This window comes from Mucilaginibacter frigoritolerans, assembly GCF_007830615.1.
Classification (GTDB): domain Bacteria; phylum Bacteroidota; class Bacteroidia; order Sphingobacteriales; family Sphingobacteriaceae; genus Mucilaginibacter; species Mucilaginibacter frigoritolerans.
In genome coordinates this window covers 53,299-71,807 of sequence record NZ_VLLI01000004.1, presented here as the reverse complement: position 1 = coordinate 71,807, position 18,509 = coordinate 53,299, and the positions used below count along the sequence as shown (strand labels likewise).

Annotated in this window: 16 protein-coding genes; 8 read left to right on the top strand and 8 right to left on the bottom strand. The window is 39.9% G+C overall.

What is annotated here, in order from left to right:
• Positions 1-16: 16 nt before the first annotated feature.
• Positions 17-2,866, top strand: coding sequence for a PAS domain-containing sensor histidine kinase (locus JN11_RS07965; protein WP_144911453.1), 2,850 nt, complete (start codon positions 17-19; stop codon positions 2,864-2,866).
• Here the strand turns inward: JN11_RS07965 and JN11_RS07960 are convergent, their stop codons facing one another.
• Positions 2,867-3,676, bottom strand: coding sequence for a S1/P1 nuclease (locus JN11_RS07960; protein WP_144911451.1), 810 nt, complete (start codon positions 3,674-3,676; stop codon positions 2,867-2,869).
• Positions 3,677-3,812: 136 nt separating this feature from the next.
• Complete coding sequence (locus JN11_RS07955) at positions 3,813-5,312, bottom strand: catalase (RefSeq protein ID WP_144911450.1); 1,500 nt, start codon at positions 5,310-5,312, stop codon at positions 3,813-3,815.
• Positions 5,313-5,623: 311 nt separating this feature from the next.
• On the opposite strand from JN11_RS07955, the gene JN11_RS07950 reads away from it, so the two are divergent.
• Positions 5,624-6,559, top strand: coding sequence for a hydrogen peroxide-inducible genes activator (locus JN11_RS07950; RefSeq protein WP_144911448.1), 936 nt, complete (start codon positions 5,624-5,626; stop codon positions 6,557-6,559).
• Here JN11_RS07950 and JN11_RS07945 read toward each other — a convergent pair.
• Positions 6,556-7,086 (bottom strand): peroxiredoxin family protein, encoded by a 531-nt coding sequence (locus JN11_RS07945; RefSeq protein ID WP_144911446.1) that lies wholly within the window; start codon positions 7,084-7,086, stop codon positions 6,556-6,558. The two genes, JN11_RS07950 and JN11_RS07945, sit on opposite strands and share 4 nt — an antisense overlap.
• A gap of 155 nt (positions 7,087-7,241) precedes the next feature.
• Here JN11_RS07945 and JN11_RS07940 point away from each other — a divergent pair, with 155 nt between their 5' ends.
• From JN11_RS07940 to JN11_RS07915, 6 genes are all read left to right on the top strand, one after another.
• The gene (locus JN11_RS07940) at positions 7,242-7,880 is read left to right on the top strand and encodes an MBL fold metallo-hydrolase (RefSeq protein WP_144911444.1); all 639 of its coding nucleotides are present in this window, start codon (positions 7,242-7,244) and stop codon (positions 7,878-7,880) included.
• Positions 7,881-8,015: 135 nt separating this feature from the next.
• Positions 8,016-9,191, top strand: coding sequence for an FtsX-like permease family protein (locus tag JN11_RS07935; protein ID WP_246138961.1), 1,176 nt, complete (start codon positions 8,016-8,018; stop codon positions 9,189-9,191).
• Positions 9,192-9,203: 12 nt separating this feature from the next.
• Positions 9,204-9,569 carry a hypothetical protein gene (locus tag JN11_RS07930; RefSeq protein WP_144911440.1) on the top strand — a complete coding sequence of 122 codons (366 nt, stop codon included), beginning with the start codon at positions 9,204-9,206 and terminating at the stop codon, positions 9,567-9,569.
• A gap of 122 nt (positions 9,570-9,691) precedes the next feature.
• A complete protein-coding gene (rbfA, locus tag JN11_RS07925) occupies positions 9,692-10,063 on the top strand; it encodes a 30S ribosome-binding factor RbfA (RefSeq protein WP_144911438.1) in 372 nt (123 codons plus the stop codon).
• 10 nt (positions 10,064-10,073) lie between these two features.
• Positions 10,074-10,778, top strand: a complete 705-nt coding sequence (locus tag JN11_RS07920) for a peptidoglycan DD-metalloendopeptidase family protein (RefSeq protein ID WP_144911436.1) — start codon at positions 10,074-10,076, stop codon at positions 10,776-10,778.
• A gap of 290 nt (positions 10,779-11,068) precedes the next feature.
• Positions 11,069-13,033 (top strand): glycoside hydrolase family 97 protein, encoded by a 1,965-nt coding sequence (locus JN11_RS07915; protein ID WP_144911434.1) that lies wholly within the window; start codon positions 11,069-11,071, stop codon positions 13,031-13,033.
• 94 nt (positions 13,034-13,127) lie between these two features.
• On the opposite strand, the gene JN11_RS07910 is transcribed toward JN11_RS07915, so the two are convergent.
• The 5 genes from JN11_RS07910 to JN11_RS07890 all read right to left on the bottom strand — a co-directional run bounded on the left by JN11_RS07910 (position 13,128) and on the right by JN11_RS07890 (position 18,362).
• Positions 13,128-14,516, bottom strand: coding sequence for a Gfo/Idh/MocA family oxidoreductase (locus tag JN11_RS07910; RefSeq protein WP_144911433.1), 1,389 nt, complete (start codon positions 14,514-14,516; stop codon positions 13,128-13,130).
• A gap of 48 nt (positions 14,517-14,564) precedes the next feature.
• Positions 14,565-15,776 carry a DUF2252 domain-containing protein gene (locus JN11_RS07905; RefSeq protein WP_144911431.1) on the bottom strand — a complete coding sequence of 404 codons (1,212 nt, stop codon included), beginning with the start codon at positions 15,774-15,776 and terminating at the stop codon, positions 14,565-14,567.
• 36 nt (positions 15,777-15,812) lie between these two features.
• Positions 15,813-16,475 (bottom strand): MgtC/SapB family protein, encoded by a 663-nt coding sequence (locus tag JN11_RS07900; RefSeq protein WP_246138960.1) that lies wholly within the window; start codon positions 16,473-16,475, stop codon positions 15,813-15,815.
• A gap of 181 nt (positions 16,476-16,656) precedes the next feature.
• Positions 16,657-17,070 carry a VOC family protein gene (locus tag JN11_RS07895; protein WP_144911429.1) on the bottom strand — a complete coding sequence of 138 codons (414 nt, stop codon included), beginning with the start codon at positions 17,068-17,070 and terminating at the stop codon, positions 16,657-16,659.
• Positions 17,071-17,114: 44 nt separating this feature from the next.
• Positions 17,115-18,362, bottom strand: coding sequence for a Na+/H+ antiporter (locus JN11_RS07890; protein ID WP_144911427.1), 1,248 nt, complete (start codon positions 18,360-18,362; stop codon positions 17,115-17,117).
• Positions 18,363-18,509: the final 147 nt, after the last annotated feature.

Sequence of the window (18,509 nt, the reverse complement as noted above, 5' to 3'; positions counted from 1 at the left end):
ATAATTTAATTTTTTAGTGGAAAACCCTAATAACTCTATTTCAGAAATAAAATATAGGTTTCTCGCCAATGGAGGCGAAATGGGAATGTTAATGCGTACCAAAAACTGGGAACAAACGTCTCTTGGCGATCCCAGAGAATGGCCGCAAAGTTTAAAAACTACCATAAGCATCATCCTCAATTCAAAATTCCCGATGTTCCTATTCTGGGGTTCAGAGTTATTATGCTTTTACAACGATGCTTACCGCACCATTCTGGGAGAGGATGGGAAACATCCTTTTATTTTAGGAATACCCGGAAAAATTGCCTGGAAAGAAATTTGGGATTTTATTGATCCTTTAGCAGCAGAAGTTCTTTTGGGCGGAGCAACATGGAGCGAAGATCAGTTGGCACCAATATATCGCAACGGCAGGGTTGAAGATCTTTATGCCACTTATAGCTATAGCCCTGTGATAGATGAAACAGGTTTTCCGGCAGGTGTAATGGTTACCGTTACCGAAACAACTGACAAAGTTATTGCCAAAAGAAAAACGGAAGAGAGCGAGCGTAATTTGCGTTTCATTATAGAACAGGCACAGGTAGCCATTGCTATATTCCGTGGACCGGATTATGTGGTTGAAATAGCCAATAAACGCGCATTGGAGCTTTGGGGGCGCCAGGATGAATTGGTAACCAACAAGCCTATTCTTGAACTGATGCCTGAACTGGAACCACAGGGGATAAAACAACTACTGGATCATGTATATCAAACTGCAGAGCCTTTTTCTGCAACTGAATTACCGGTGGAGCTTTTAAGAAACGGACAATTAGAAACGGCCTACATTAATTTTGTATACGAAGCTCTTTATGATGCCGAAGGTAAAGTTAATGGTATTATAACTATAGGGACAGATGTAACCACATCGGTAATAGCCAGAAAAAAGATTGAAGAAAGTGAATCCCGTTTTCGCATCATGGTTAAAAAAGCACCTGTTGCTATTGCTGTAATTAATGGCCCTGACCTTATTTTTGAATCCGTTAATGATGAGATGCTAAAGCTGTTGGGTAAGTCGGCTAATATTATAGGCATGCCTTACGCTAAAGCGCTTCCGGAGATGTCCTCTCAGCCTTATTTACAACGGCTTCACGATGCTTATACAACAGGCAGGATGGTTGCCGAAAACGAAGCAAAAGCACAATTGGAACGTGGTGGTAAACTGATTGAAGGTTACTACAATTACGTTTACCAACCAATAACAAATGATGAGGGCCATACCACTTCAATAATGGCTGTAGCTACAAACGTTACCGAACAGGTTATTTCCCGCATTAAAGTACAGGAATTGAATGAGGAATTGGCCTCCATGAATGAAGAGCTATCCTCATCAAACGAGGAAATCAATGCGGCTAATGAAGAGTTAAACCAGTCGCAAAAGAGTTTACAGGCGCTTAATGATGATTTAATAGAAAACGAAAATCTTTTAAGGGGACTGATAAAACAAGCACCGGTAGGCATTTGCCTTATAAGGGCCCATGATCTTGTGGTAATGGAGGTAAATGATAACTATCTTGAACTGGTAGATAAAAAACGTGATGACATGGAAAAACATGCTATATGGGATGTTCTTCCTGAAGCTGCTGAAACCTACCGCCCAATTATGGATGCGGTTATTAAAACTGCAGTGGCCTTTAAAGGCAAAGAGCATGAACTTACACTGACACGTAACGGCAATTTAGAAAAAGTTATTTTTGATTTTGTTTACGAGCCTATAAAGACAGATGATGAAATTATTGAAGCAGTAATGGTTTTGGCAATTGATGTTACAGATAAAGTTAGAGCCCGGCAAAACATTGAAGAAATGGAAGAGCGTATTAGGCTTGCCGTAGAAGCAGCTGAAATAGGCACTTTTGACTTGGATATAGTTAACCAAACCATGCTTACGTCCTCCCGCTTCGATAATATTTTTGGGTTTGACAGTCATGTTTCATGGGAAACTTTCAAATCAGTAATTCATCCGGATGACAAGGAAAGCCGCATAGCGGCGCATGAAATAGCACTTTTAACAGGCAAGCTTTTTTATGAAGCAAGGGTTATTTACCCGGATAGCTCTATTCATTGGGTAAGGATACAGGGGCAGGTTTATTTTGATAACAACAAAACACCAGTAAGAATATTAGGCACCCTGCTTGACATAACTCAATTTAAACAATTACAGCAGCAAAAAGACGATTTTATAAGCATTGCCAGTCATGAGTTAAAAACACCCATCACCAGTTTAAAAGCATCATTACAATTGCTTGAAAAAGTGAAAGACAGGGCAGCGCCGGGTTTATTGCCAAAATTGATCAGTCAATCAAACAAAAGCATGCAAAAAATAAGCATGTTGGTTGAAGACCTTTTAAATGTAAGCCGTGCAAGTGAAAAGCAATTAAAACTCAATAAAACAAGGTTTACCATTGCCGAAATGCTGAATGCATGTTGTAACCATATCCGGATAGCAGGTAAATATACTTTAATTATAAAAGGCGATGAAGACCTTCAGGTTTATGCTGATGAACATACTATTGATCAGGTAATGGTTAACCTGGTGAATAATGCTGTTAAATATGCGCCTGATTCGCTCGAAATCATCCTGACTGTTGAAAAAGAAGTTGATGCGGCCAAAATATCCGTAACCGATTTCGGCCCAGGCATTTCTGCTGATAAACTCCCTCATTTATTTGAACGGTATTACCAGGCAGATTCATCAGGATTTCAAAATTCCGGTTTGGGGCTGGGCTTATATATCAGTGCCGAAATCATTAAACGTCATGGTGGTCAGATAGGTGCTACAAGCGAATTAGGTAAGGGCAGCACTTTTTGGTTCACGCTGCCGTTTAAACAATAATTACTTTCCGGACTGGCTGCCGGCATTTGGCGCATCAAAAATAGCATTCAGTGTTCCAGCCAACCTGATACCACCTTTTTCTATCCTTTTTTCAACAATAGAAATGTGTGCTTTATAATATTCTTCATCAAAATCGGGATTATCTGCTACCTCCTTATACAAAATAGTGCTGATCTGGTATGATTCCCATAACCACACCATCAAATCGTCACTTTGCCATTTAGCAATCTCTGCAGGTGTAGCCGTGTCGTAGGTAGAAGCCATCTGCACATAGGTTAATCCCTGATGAGATATTAATCCGCTATCCCATAAACTGTGCAGATTACCATCTATCCCCATAAACTTTATGGCAATATCATTTCCGCCTTTATCTTCGGCTTTGCTTACATGCATAGGCTGATGTAAATCGCCCACAAAATGTACAAGGAGTTTTAATGCCGCAACTTTTTGTGCATTTGATTTATCCTGATTTTTCAAATCACTCTCACAGCTAAGTACCATTTTATAAACATTATCCTGTGGCATGTTACTCACTTCATGGGCAAACTGCTCAAAAGTAAGTCCCGGCGTAATATTTACGTAATGCCAGGGAGTGGTGTATTTAAATGCCGGATCTTTACGGATCTCATCAGCATAATTGCTCACATCAGCCAAAGACTCACCCCCCAAAAGGTTTTTAACAGCCAATTTTGTCGCAGGTGTCAAATGATTTTCAGCTATCTGACCAACAGCCCGGTGACCTATAGGGCCCCACGATGCTAAACTAAATAAGCATAAAAATACAAGGCCCGAAAGGAAATATTTCTTCATTTAAATTTTGATTATAAATTACCCGAACGGATACTGCAGTGGGTTATTGCCAATTCACAAAAAAGTTAAACGCCTGTAATATTAATTTAACATTACAGGCGTTCGGTGTGTTCTTATAATTTAATTAACAGAAAAATCAGGCATGTACAGCCATATTTTTCATGGCTTCATCCATATCTACCTGCAAGCCTTTTGCAATAGCCATGCCCAAGCCAATATCAGCCCTGAACCAGTGGCAAAGTTGCCTGTTTGTAATCAGCTCTTTTTTAGGGCCATCAATACCACTCATGGAGTGAACAATATTTTTCACCAGATCATATTTAGCTTCTTCCGTCATTAAACGGTACAGGTTACCAGGTTGAGTGTAATGATCATTTTCTCCTTCGGCATTACGGTCATACCAGTCAGCAAGGCCTGTTCCTAAATCCCAGGCTGGTTCTTTGTAGCTTTCGTCGGCCACAATATCATCAAAGCTATTAGGGAAATAGTTGGGTCCTGAGCCATGGTTGCCATCAACACGCATTTGTCCATCGCGCTGGTAGTTATTTACAGCAAACGGGCACCTGTTTACCGGAATCTGCTCATAATTACCACCCAAACGATGACGATGAGCATCCGGATAAGACAATAAACGGCCTTGTAACATTTTATCAGGTGAATAACCAACCCCATCAACCACATGTGCAGGTGCAAATGCAGATTGTTCAACGTGGGCAAAATAATTATCAGGGTTTTGGTTTAGTTCCAATACACCTACATCAATTAAAGGAAAATCGGCATGGGGCCAAACTTTGGTTAAATCAAATGGATTCCATTTATAGGTTTTTGCCTGCTCTTCGGTCATTACCTGTATTTTCAATTTCCATTTTGGAAAATCACCTTTATCAATGTGGGTTAAGAGGTCGTGCTGAGCGAAATCAGGATTGGTGCCACGCATTGCTCCGGCCTCTTCATCGGTAAAGTTTTTAATTCCCTGTTCGGTTTTAAAGTGGAATTTCACCCAATGACGCTCATTATTGGCATTGATCATTGAGAAGGTGTGGCTACCAAACCCATCCATGTGGCGGTAACCATAAGGGGTACCTCTATCCGACATCAGGATAGTTACCTGGTGCAAGCTTTCCGGATTTAACGACCAGAAATCCCACATCATGGTTGCACTTTTGCAATTGGTATAGGGATCACGCTTTTGGGTATGGATAAAATCACCAAATTTTTTCGGATCTTTTATAAAAAATACCGGTGTATTGTTACCTACCAAATCCCAGTTACCTTCTTCAGTGTAAAACTTCAGTGCAAAGCCGCGTGGATCGCGCTCAGTATCAGCAGATCCTTTTTCACCACCTACGGTAGAAAAGCGAAGAAAAGTTTTTGTTTCCTTACCTATAGTATTAAACAATTTGGCACGTGTATATTTAGAAATATCATGTGTAACCGTAAATGTACCATAAGCACCCGATCCTTTAGCATGAACAACGCGTTCCGGAATGCGTTCACGGTTAAAGTGTGCCATCTTTTCGTGCAGGATAAAATCCTGTAGTAATATCGGACCGCGAGGACCAACAGTCATGGAGTTTTCATTCTCTGCATACGGTATGCCTGATGCCGTAGTCAGCTTCTTTTTATTTGTTTCCATATAGGTTTTTTAGTTTAATTCAAACTTCAGAATAATAAATCAATAGAAAAAATCAATAATTACTATATTTGAATAGATAAAAACTATATTAGGGACATTAAATCAAGGCTCGTAATAAAAAATCAATTTGGCAGAATCTGGAGCCAGCAGGTATAAGCCAAGGTAATAAAAAACTTAAACGAATTGACTATAAAAACAGTATAATCTGTTGATTTTTTGTCATAAATAATCGTTTATTTTATATTGCTTTATTCCTGCCCCCGATTGTTGAATCTTTGTCCCCGGCTACTAAAATTCTAAATTTCACTATCATGACTATTACCCAGCTTGAATATATTGTTGCAGTTGATACTTACCGCAGTTTTGTATTGGCCGCCGAAAAGTGTTTTGTTACCCAGCCTACATTAAGTATGCAAGTACAAAAGCTTGAAGACACTCTTGGTGTTAAATTATTTGACCGTAGTAAACAACCGGTAACCCCAACAGAAATAGGCACAGAGATTATTACGCAGGCGCGGATACTGTTATCAGAAAGCGAAAAAATTAAAGAGATCATCACCGACAGGAAAAAAGAATTGTCGGGCGAATTGAAAGTGGGCATTATCCCAACCATTGCGCCTTACATTTTACCAAAAATACTGCATGGCTTTATTGAAAAATACCCACAGGTAAAACTGGTTGTTTGGGAGCAGACTACTGAGCAAATAATTCATGAACTAAAACTGGGGATGATAGATTGTGGCATACTTTCAACCCCGCTTCATGAAAGCAACCTTACCGAGCTACCTGTTTTTTATGAAAACTTTGTGGCTTATGTATCTAAAAACAGCAATCTATCCAAAAAGAAAACCATCAGTCCAGATGATATTGATATGGAAGAGATATGGATATTAAATGAAGGGCATTGCATGCGCGAACAGGTGCTGAATATTTGCCAACGCCGTAAGTCTACCCAGGGTTTTAAACATTTTGAATACAATACAGGCAGTGTTGAAACCCTTAAACGCATGGTTGACCAAAATAACGGTGCTACTATTTTACCCGAACTGGCACTAACCGATCTGACCGATAAACAACTGGATAAAGTGCGTTACTTTAAATCGCCGGAACCTGCAAGAGAGGTTAGTATAGTGATACAACGGAATTTTTTAAAACGCAGGATGATTGAAGCCCTAAAAAATGAAATCCTCGATTTTTTGCCTAAACGGATGAAAACCAAGAAAAAGAAAGAGGTGATGGATATTTAATGATCGGGCAGTAGGGTAGCCAGTAGCTTATAAAGCTCATTTTTGCGCAGGTTTTTGGCAATGACCTTCCCTGTGTTGTCAATTAAAAAATTGGCTGGTATAAAATCCACTTTAAACTCTTTCAGGTATACGCTTTTCAATCCATCGCGGTCTATCAAGTGCAAAAATCCGGATGTTCCATCCTCTTTTATGGCTTGTTGCCAAAAATCAACATTTGAGTCGACTGATACTGACATGATACCAAAACCCTGGCTCTGAAATTTATCTAACGCTTTAATAAAATAAGGATTCTGTTTTCTTGATGCCCTATCCCAGCTTGCCCAAAAGTTAACCAGCAGATATTTATAGTTCGACTTATTGGCGTCAATATCATAGCCATTAATTCCAGGCAAAACAATATCCGGCGCAATGGAGTTTATCAAAATCCCCTGATCATCAGCAATAAAAGAATTAATTGAAGTTGATTGAGCTTTAGTTGCAACTCCAACAAGCGTTATTAAACACAAAATCAAGATTGTTTTTTTCATGATGTTAGTCACAAATCGGATAATAAGGCTAAGCTTTTATTAAATCAATGATTAAAGTTAATAAACTTTACATTAACCATCAATATACTTTTTTTGAATTTTGTTTTAATTTAAAATGGAAAATTCCAAACTGATAATTCTGTATTTTTACCGCCATGACTAACATCCGATCTTTTGTAAATAACCCATACCAGGAAAACACTTACCTGCTATATGATGAAAGCGGTGAATGTGCCATTATTGATCCGGGAATGGAAACCGCGGCGGAGCAGAATAAAGTAGTGAACTTTATAAAGGAACATAATTTAAAACCGGTTTTATTGCTCAATACCCATTGCCATATTGACCACGTACTAGGCAATAAATTTATTTTTGATCAATACGGATTAAAGCCACAGTTTAATAAAGGCGAACAGGAATTGCTGGAAGCAGTTATAGCCTACGCACCTGCCATGGGCATACGCTATGAGCAATCACCTACACCAGACATCTATTTACCTGAAACCGGTACCATAAAATTTGGCAATACAGAACTTACGCTCATTTTTGCACCTGGCCATTCGCCGGCACACTTATGTTTTTATGCCAAAGAAGCGAATATATTAGTAGGCGGTGATGTGTTATTCAGAAATAGCATTGGTCGCACTGATTTACCGGGCGGTAACTTTACCCAACTGGTTGATAATATTGAACAAAAACTATTTACTTTACCTGATGATTGCACCGTATACCCTGGCCATGGCCCTGAAACTACTATAGAATACGAAAAACAAAATAATCCTTTTTTAACTTAGTCCATTAATCCACCTGTTCAATAGTTCATTGGTTAAAAAACCGGTCACCTATTAAATTCAATCAATTAAAAATTCACCCACCATTTGAACACTTCCGTTTACATAGCAAAAAGGTATTTATTTTCGCTTAAGAAAATGCATGCCATTAATATCATCTCGGGCATTTCCATGCTGGGGGTTTTAATTGGTAGTGCAGCTTTAATTATTATTCTATCGGTGTTTAATGGCTTTGAAGAAGTGATTCTGTCCCTGTACAGCAACTTTACTCCTGAAATAAAAATAGAACCACGGCTGGGTAAAACGTTTAATCCAAACACCGTATACTTTAATTCATTGCATCGTGACCCCAAAGTATTTTCCTATACCGAAGTTTTACAGGAAAAAGCGCTGATCAGGTATGATAACAAGCCATACATCGGAACCATAAGAGGCGTAAGTGATGAATTTTTAAAAAATCCACAACTGGATAGTACTATTCAAAGCGGTTCATTTACGTTAAAAGCCGAAGGGAAAAACTACGCTGTTATTGGTTCAAACATACAAAGCAGCCTGAGTATAAACATACACGACCAGTTTGCTCCTTTAGAGATATACGCCCCCAGGCGGGATTCGCGGCCAGGTACCAATCCGTTGGATGAGTTTGTGGTACGTTCCATTTATCCATCGGGTGTATTCGCCATTGAACAACAATTTGATGATAACATCGTAGCTCCAATTGGCTTTGTACGCGATTTATTGGGTCAGCCGGTAAATGTATCATCCATTGAGATTGATTACAAAAAAGGCACTAATATTGATCAGGTGCAGCTTTCCATCCAAAATAAAATAGGCACAGATTTTACCGTAAAGAACCGAAGGGAGCAGGATACCGAACTTTATAAAACATTAAACTATGAGCGCTGGTTTATATTTATGATATTAACTTTTGTGCTGATTATTGCCATATTTAATATCATAGGCTCATTAACCATGCTGGTAATTGATAAACGGAAAGATATTGCCGTTTTAACCAGTTTAGGAGCCAACAAACAACTTATTCAGGGCATATTCTTTTTTGAGGGGATGATGATATCCATAATAGGATGTATTGCAGGTATAGTTTTAGGTTTGATATTTTGTATATTGCAACAACGTTTTGGTTTGGTAAAAATGGGTTCGCGGATGACAGTAATGGATGCATACCCCGTAGCATTAAGACTTTCGGACTTTGGCCTGGTATTTTTAACCGTTGGTGCAATAGCTGTTATTGCATCAGGCATAAGCGCAAGGTTAAGTATCAAAGGACTAAACGACATTAAACAGGATTTATAATATTTCTATCTTATGCAATTAAGGCCTGTAAAATATTTACTATTTATAGCACCTATGGCTTTTTTTGCCTGCAAGGGCAATTCTGGCAATGATAAACCGCTTATTTATAAAGGGGTTTATAGTTTTGGGCCCGAAGTAAAATCATTTAAGGATTGCGATAACGGCACCGAGTTTTGGGTAACGGATAGTTCACGCCAACTGGAATTAAAATACTCTCAATTAAATTTCGAAAAACCTTATTTGCCGGTTTATGTTGAGGTAGAAGGCGTAAAGGTAAAATCGGGCAAGGACGGCCTCGGATCAGAATATGATAGTACGCTGGTAGTAAAAAAACTAGTAAAAATAACAAAAGTAATTCCGCAGGATAAGTGTAATTAAGCGGATCACTTTTTGAACTGAAAGCTGGAAAACGGGAATAAAAACAAAAGAATTTACAAAGAATTACGCGAAAGATATTAGCTTTAAGCTTTCTGCTTTTACCTTTCAGCTCAAAGAAAATCATGGAATCAAAACGTCAGCAAAAATTTGCAGGAGTAATACAACAGGACCTTGCAGCGATATTTCAGCGCGAAGGGATTAACTATTTACCCAACACACTAATCACCATTACCAAGGTAAGGGTTACGCCGGATTTAGCTATTGCACGGATATTTTTAAGCTTTTTTAACAATACCAATTCGCAGCTGGCCCTGCAAACCATTAAATCACATTCATCCGAAATAAGGTATAAACTAGGTGCCCGTATAAAGGACCAGGTTAGGGTAATTCCTCAGCTGGAGTTTTTTGTAGATGATACCGGCGAATATGTTGAGCGCATGGATAAAATATTTGAAAAAATAAGCAAGGAAGACCGGCAACCAGACACAGAATAGTTATAATTTAATGGATGCCCACGTTCTGCTAAACCAATACCTAAAGACTAACCCGCAACTTGTTGGAAAAGTAGTTGATTTTGACGCAACTACTGATAGCTTGTACCATTTCAATTTTACCGCAAGTAATACTGAATTAAGCGCCGAAACTTTTGGTGATACAGCTAAATTCAGTATTTGGATTGATGAGCAATTGCAAAAAAACAATTGTAAATATGGTATTGGCGGTTACATGGAACATCGCACCATTTACGCCCGCAGCAAACATTTTGACACAAGCGACGAACCTCGCCGCCTGCATTTAGGTGTAGATATATGGGCTCAACCAGGTACGCCCGTCTATGTACCCTTGCAAGGTAAAGTGCATAGCTTTAATGATAACAATAACTTTGGCGACTACGGCCCTGCCATCATCTTAGAACATAACCTTGATGGTTTAAAGCTTTACACTTTGTACGGCCACCTTAGTCGTAAAAGCCTCGATGAATTGAGTGTAGGCATGCCGGTAAGCATCAATCAGCCACTGGCAACATTTGGCAATATTTCCGAAAATGGAAACTGGCCGCCGCACCTGCACTTTCAGCTCATGTTTGATATGGAAGGCAAAAAAGGCGATTATCCCGGCGTTTGCCGTTACTCTGAAAAAGAAAAATATCTTCAAAACATTCCCGATCCGCAATTGATATTGAGATTTCCGGCGACGGTTAATGAGTGATTATCGCTTGTCTTCTCTGGCGCATAGCTGACCGAACATCGCTTCGCTCGTTCACCCTCTACGACAAGTCATAAAGAGGGCTGGGAAGATTTACTTTTTTTTATTTTTTCCTACCCTCTTTGCGGCTTGCCGGAGAGAGGACAGGTCCAGCGAAGCGTCGACCGGGTGAGTCGACTATGCGAGCGCAAAATCCTGCTAAAAAATGTCAAAATTACATTATATAATATAGGGTAATTTATTTAGTTTCGGTTTTAATTATAAACCACGATTAAAACCTCAATTATTATCAGATGAAATTTAAAGCTATTGCACTGATCTGCACCTTTTTTCCTTTCGGGATGGTGCTGGCTCAATCAAACAAAACCTTTTCTGTAAAATCGCCGGATGGCAAAACAAATTTAACGGTATCCACGGGTAGCGCTATCAACTGGTCAGTTAAGCACGAAAGTACCGAAATAATCACGCCATCGTCAATAGCCATCGACCTGGCTGATGGAGAAGTATTAGGTAAAAATGCAATAGTAAAAAAATCAGCATCGGTTTCTGTAAGTGAAACAATCAATACGCCCATATATAAAAAAGCTTCGGTAAGCAACAACTACAATCAGTTAACTTTAACTTTTAAAGGCGATTATGGCCTTATTTTAAGAGCCTATAATGATGGTGTAGCCTACAGGTTCTTCACCCAGAAAAAAGGAGAGATCACTATTATAAACGAAGAAGCGAATTTTAATTTCAAAGATGATGACAAGGCCTTTTTGCCATTTGCTAGTGATTATCGCAACAAAGATAAATTCAACAGCTCGTTTGAGGCGCATTATGATAATATCAATTTATCAGCAATTAAAAAAGATACACTGGCATTTTTACCGGTACTGGTTGATGTTGGGAATTCTATAAAGGCTGCTATACTGGAAGCCGACTTGCAGGATTATCCGGGTATGTATTTAACCCCCGGAGCAGGCCAAAATCTACATGGGGTATTTGCACCATACCCAACTGAAGAGTTTTTAAACCGCATCAATTATTCTGTAAAAAGCCGCACAAATTATATCGCCAAAACCAGTGGAACCCGCAGCTTCCCATGGCGCGTGGTGGTAATCAGCACCGAGGATAAGCAACTGGCTGATAACGACATGATGCAACGTTTGGCTGAACCATCAAAAATCGCTGATTTATCATGGATTAAACCGGGCAAAGTAGCCTGGGACTGGTGGAACGACTGGAACCTTACCCATGTTGACTTTAAAGCCGGCATTAACGTGCCTACTTATAAATACTACATTGACTTCGCGGCAGCAAATAAACTGGAGTATATTATTATTGATGAAGGATGGTCTGACGATGGCGACCTGAACAAATTGAAGCTGGATGTGCAACAAGTAGTTGATTATGGAAAGCAAAAAAACATAGGCGTTATTTTATGGTCAACCTGGTATGGCATTACTCGCGACACTGAAGGTTTGTTTACCAAGTTTGAGCAAATGGGCGTAAAAGGTTTTAAGATTGATTTTATTGATCGCGATGATCAGAAAATGGTGAGCTCATTATACGAAATTGCCCAAAAAGCTGCTGCTCATCATTTAATGGTTGACTACCATGGTATGTATAAACCAAGTGGTATACAACGCACCTGGCCAAATATTGTGAACTGCGAAGGCGTAAAAGGTTTGGAAAATATGAAATGGGGCGTTGATAACCAACCCGGTTATGATGTGAGCATTCCTTTTATCCGTATGATGTCGGGTCCAATGGATTATACCCCGGGTGGTATGCGCAATGCATCAAAAAGTAATTTCAGACCTGTAAATTCAAACCCGATGACACAAGGTACACGTAGTCATCAGTTGGCTATGTACGCTATATTTGAGGCTCCGTTGCAAATGCTGGCAGACAATCCGACTATTTATCAGCGTGAGCAGGAAAGCACCGATTTTATAGATGCTATACCTACCACTTTTGATACTACCGTTGCGTTAGATGGTAAGGTTGGTGATTTTATCAGCATGGCCCGTAAAAAAGGAACCACCTGGTATGCCGGTGCCATGACCAACTGGACCCCACGTGAAATAACCGTTGATCTTTCATTTTTAGGCGATGGCAATTATAAAGCCACTGTATTTGAAGACGGCATAAATGCCGATCGTGATGGTACTGATTATACCAAAAAGGTGGTCACCGTAACTGCCAAAGACAAACTGACCATCAAAATGGCATCAGGCGGTGGCTGGGCAGCGAGGTTTGAGAAGCAATAAGCCTCACCTAAATCCTCTCCGGGAGGAGAGGACTTGAGCTTCACGCTTCGACAAAAGGCGAAAGATTTTCATAGATCCTTCGCCTTTTGTTTTTTTAAATCAAGCGCATATTCTCCGGATCCCAATGGATCACTTTGTTTTGGAAGTAACTATCGTTACAAGCCAAACATGGTGCTGCGGCCCTAAAACCGAAAACTGCATCCTCCACAACAGGCTTGCCATTACGAATGGAATCCATAAAATTGGCAAAATGATCATTTGATGAATTGTACCCTGCCGGCGATTGATAGGTTACCCCCGGCAACACCGGCCTTTGCTTATCAGCATCTGAATATTTGGTATTATAATTATCCAGCAATTGTTTCTGCATGGCTTCGGTAAAGGTGCCTAGTGAATCCCACCCGCCTATACCGGGAGCTGCCGCCATTTTATTTTTGTGGATGGTAAAACCCTGGTCATCATCCAAGTCGATCACTCCTTCAGAGCCTATTATTTTTGTGGATGAACGCTCACCTTCACCACTGATAAAATTAACCCGCAACGCTACCTGGAATGCAGGATGTTCTTTTGTATTGGGGTATTCAATAACGGCAGTCATCACGTCCGGAACATTTCTCCCATCCTTCCAGTAATAAGTACCACCAATGGAATAAATTTTATCCGGCCCTTTTGAGTCAGTTATAAAATGAATGCCCGATAACAGGTGCACAAATAAATCGCCGGCAACACCCGTACCGTATTCGCGGTAATTGCGCCACCTAAAAAAACGGTTGCTTTCGTAAGGCAGCTTTGTTTTTTCCATCGCCTGGAACCGGTCCCAGTTAACCGTTTGCGGTGAAGCATCCAGCGGAATGGTATATTGCCAGGCACCTAACGCATCCTGGCGGTTAAAAGAAGCTTCTACAGAATTTATTTGTCCTATGGCTCCTGCCTGGTATAATTCCTTTGCCTTTAAAAATGCTAAACTGCTTACCCGCTGGCTGCCTACCTGAAATATAGCCTTGGTTTCTTGCTGCGCTTTAATCTCGTTTAATCCTTCGCTGATATAATGCACCATGGGCTTTTCGCTGTAAACAGCTTTGCCTTTATGCATGGCTTCAATAGCAATGGTACTGTGCCAGTTATCGCTAGTGGCAACAATTACGGCATCAATGTCTTTTCGGTCCAAAATCTCCCGATAGTCTGACGTGGTGAAGATATTTGCACCAAACACTTCTTTGGCATGCTGCAATCTCCCCTGGTACAAGTCGCAACAGCCCACCAGTTCAACACCGGGGCAGCTTAATGCAGCGCGGGTATCATTATTGCCCATAATACCCATACCAATAGTGGCTATGCGTATTTTATCGTTTGAGCTAATCCTTTTTGGGGCTTGTAATATTCTCCTTTCATGATCTTCCATAGCTGCAAAGCTTGAAAGTGCGGCAGAAGAAAGCACAACGGTGCCCCCCAACTGCTTCAAAAACTTTCGGCGGTCTGACATAATTCTAAAAAATTAAAAAAACAAACTATAATCGGTTAATTGGTTTCCCTAGGTACCGGCAGAAGCCGTAATACTTTTATAATCAGCCATAAACTGATTATAATCTTTAGTAACTTGTTTTGAATAATTAATGGCATAATCCAATAAAGGTTGCTGCCATGTTGTTTGTTTGCCAAAAGCCATCAACTCATCAATTATGGCTGAGTGTTGAATACCGCCGCTGCGGATCTGTGCTGAAGCAGTAAGTAAAGCCATATCTTTAATTACCAGTTCAAGGCAATCATTTTTTGTTGCTATAGATTCAAAGCTGATTTTATCAGCAAGCGGCTGCATCTCCTGCAATACGTAAATATCACCATTAAAAACGTTAGGGCTCAACAATGCCGGCGAAATATTTTGCATCCGGTGTTTTAACGTTACCACCCGCTCGGCCTGCGATGCCCAATCGGATTGATTAACAATATTATAAGGGGCGAGAGATGATGGAGCAGCCTCTTTCATTTCTACCAGCAGGTACTTCTTTTTATTTTTATTGCTCTGTAATAAAAACATATAACGCTTAAGCCCGATACTACCTGTACCGGCTACACGGAAAGCGGCATCTTTCACGGTATAATCACTAGCCCACCCGTTTTTACTTTTCAGCCATTCTGTTAAATGGGATATCAGTTCAGCCCGGAGTTTTTTGTCCAGCTCAAAATGCGTACGATTATCAATTTTTATTTTGAATTGATCACCTTTTTCATCGGCAATCTTTTTAATCAGGTCACTCTCCTTGCGTTTCTTAATGCTCTTTAAAAAGCTTCTGACTATCCCTTCGGCAGTACGCGGATCAATGTAATAAGCTTTACCACAAGCCAGTATTTCGCTATAGGTTGAAAGGAATAATTTTGCTGTTTTTTTCGCTTCCGCCTTATCAATCTTCAAGGTATCAAAAGCCACAAAAATACTGGTCAGTACCCTTACCACTTCCCAGGCTGCCGGAGCCAGCATGGCCTCATCAAAATCATTCAGGTCAAAATAAACCATGCGGTTGTTGCCCTTAAAACTCCCAAAGTTTTCGAGATGCAAATCACCGCTGATCCAGGTATTGGGCGATGATGGAAAGTCTTTTGCCTTGCTCAAATCTTCATAAAACAGGTGGCATGTACCTCTCAAAAAGCGGAAAGCACTTTCGGCCATGTGCTTGTATTTAAGCTGAACCATGGCAGGTATTAACTTGTCATTAAATGCTTCCAATCTTTCAGCGAGTGCAGACATATTTTATTTGTGATTTAATTTAATTACCAGATTTGTTTACCACTCAAAGGAAATGACCATCTTATTTTCCAAGAGCCATTTGTTAAAGAAATGCAGATTAAATTCCTTGCCAGATACTTCAAATTCAATGGTTATCTGGTTATCCTTTCGGTAGAGTTTTGTTTTATGAAATTTGATACTGAGTGATTTTGCATATTCATAAAATGTCTCAACCTCTATTTCCCGTGTAAAAACAACAGTGTAATTACGATGTTCAAACCGGTAATCAATCCGCAGCTGAACAAAATCCAAAACATACAAGATGATTAAAGAAAATCCAGCGGAAATAATAGCAAGCAGGTAATCGCCAATACCGATAAACATACCAATAGCTGCGGCTACCCATATAGATGCAGCCGTGGTAATACCCGAAATAGAGACATTGGTACGGTATATAACCCCTGCACCCAGAAAACCTACACCGGTAAGGACGTTGGCAGCTATCCTGTCGCGGTTATCTTCAACACCTAACAGATAGGAACATATGGTAAAAATAGTGGCACCAAAACATATTAAAGCAAGCGTACGGAAGCCTGCTGACTTGCCTCTTATTTCGCGTTCAAGACCGAGCGTGCAGCCGATGATTACCGAAAGGCTAAGTTTCAGTAATTCATTACCATAAATGTTTTGTGTAGTGCTTACGTTAAATAGTGAGTCCAAGTTAAGGGTTAAATATTGGTGAAGTTTTTGTAAATTTAAATGTAGGAAAATTTATCAATGCAACGCAATAGCTGTTAAACTTGAGCAATAAAAAACCGGGTATAAACCCGGTACGATAGATTATTGTTCTTTCGAATTCAAAAAAAGCGGCTACGCTGGATTTTATAAATAACGAACCGACTTATTTAATATAACTTAACATCCACTGAATACCGAACTTGTCTTTTACCATCCCAAAATAGGTAGCCCAAAACTGTTGAGCAAGGGGCATCATTACAAAGCCGCCTTCAGCCAATCCGTTAAATATTTTGGTAGTTTCGTCTTCGCTTTCGGTTTCAAGGGTTATCATAAAATTATCTCCCCGGTTACTCTGCGGGCGGCCCTGCGGAATATCCATTCCGTTTAAAACGGCACCGCCAATAGGTAAGGCTACGTGAAGAATTTTTTCTCCTTCCGCGCCTACAACAGGCTCCGGACCTGGTATATCCTTCATCCTCTGTATATGAATAAATTCTCCGCCGAAAACGGATTTATAAAAATTAAAGGCCTCTTCTGTTTGGCCATTAAAGGTCAGTGTAATGTTTACTGCTTTCATCTCGTAATTGGTTTATAGTAACAAATATACTTACTCCAATCAGGTTATTTAATTTTCAATCGCTTTACCAGCCAGGGCAAAGTAAGCCCCTGTCCAATCAATGTAAAAAGAACCACTATCACTGAAATGAAAATAATGGCAGAACGCTCAGGAAATGGTGTACCATCACTTAACGTAATCGGCAACCCTATGGCAATGGCTAAGGACACTATTCCCCGCATGCCCGACCAACTGATGATCAGACTGTTTTTAAAATCGAGCAGGGCATCCTCGGTTACTTTTTTACGCCCTTTTTTAAAGGCGCGCTGAAGATTTATTTTTTGCAGAAATACACGAGCCATTCTTAGCAATAAAGCCGTTATCGTTATGATAAATGCATAGCCAACATATTGCAGCAGTACATAATTACTATGGATGCTTTTAACCACAAAAGGCAGTTGTAAACCGATTAGGATAAAAATCAACCCGTTCAGTAAAAAAATAATGATTTCCCATATTGATTTGGACTGTTGCCGTAAACTAACCGGTACCTCTTTATTTTTAACCCGTGCCATTATTAAACCCAGAGTAACCACGGCTATAACCCCTGATACATGCAGATCTTCGGCAACCACATAAGTAATGAAAGGCTGCAAAAGCATAAAACTGATAATAACCAAGTTATTTTGTTTTACCCTATCCAAAACAAAGGTTAATATTTTAGCCATTACATAGCCAACCAATAACCCACCCGCCATCAGCCCTACAAATTGGATGGAAGCTTTCCATAATACAAATGTAACACCTGTTACTGCTGCCACAGCAAACCGGTAAGCCACTAATGCCGAGGCATCGTTCACCAGGCTTTCGCCCTCCAGTATGGTAATGGTTTTATGCTGAAGGTTAAGTCCTTTGGTAATGCTGGTTGCGGCTACGCTATCAGTCGCTGATAATATAGCACCCAAAACAAAGGAAAGCGGCCAAGTCATGCCCGGAATCATGTAATGTGCAGCAACTGCTATACCCACGGTTGTTAAAAACACCAGGGATATGGCCAACGTGCCAATGGTGTTAATATTAGTTTTGAATTCGCCAAAGGATATGTTAAATGCGGCCTCAAATAGCAATGGGGGTAAAAAAATCAGGAAGATAATTTCCGGATCTAGGGATATATTGGGCAACCACGGAAAAAAACCTATAGCTATACCTCCCAGTACCAATAATACCGGGTAGGGTAACTTTATCCTTTCAGCAAGAGCCGAAAGACTGATCATAATGGCCAGTATAATTAATACAATGCTATAGTTTCCCATATTGTTTATTTTTTTATAAAGCCGGATATAAAGTTCGTTCGTCTGTCCATCCCTCTTCTCATTTTGCCATCCATTTATTACCAGATACTTGAATAAGCAAAGTAAATAGAAACTATCATTAATCTTAATATTCATAAAAAACACTCT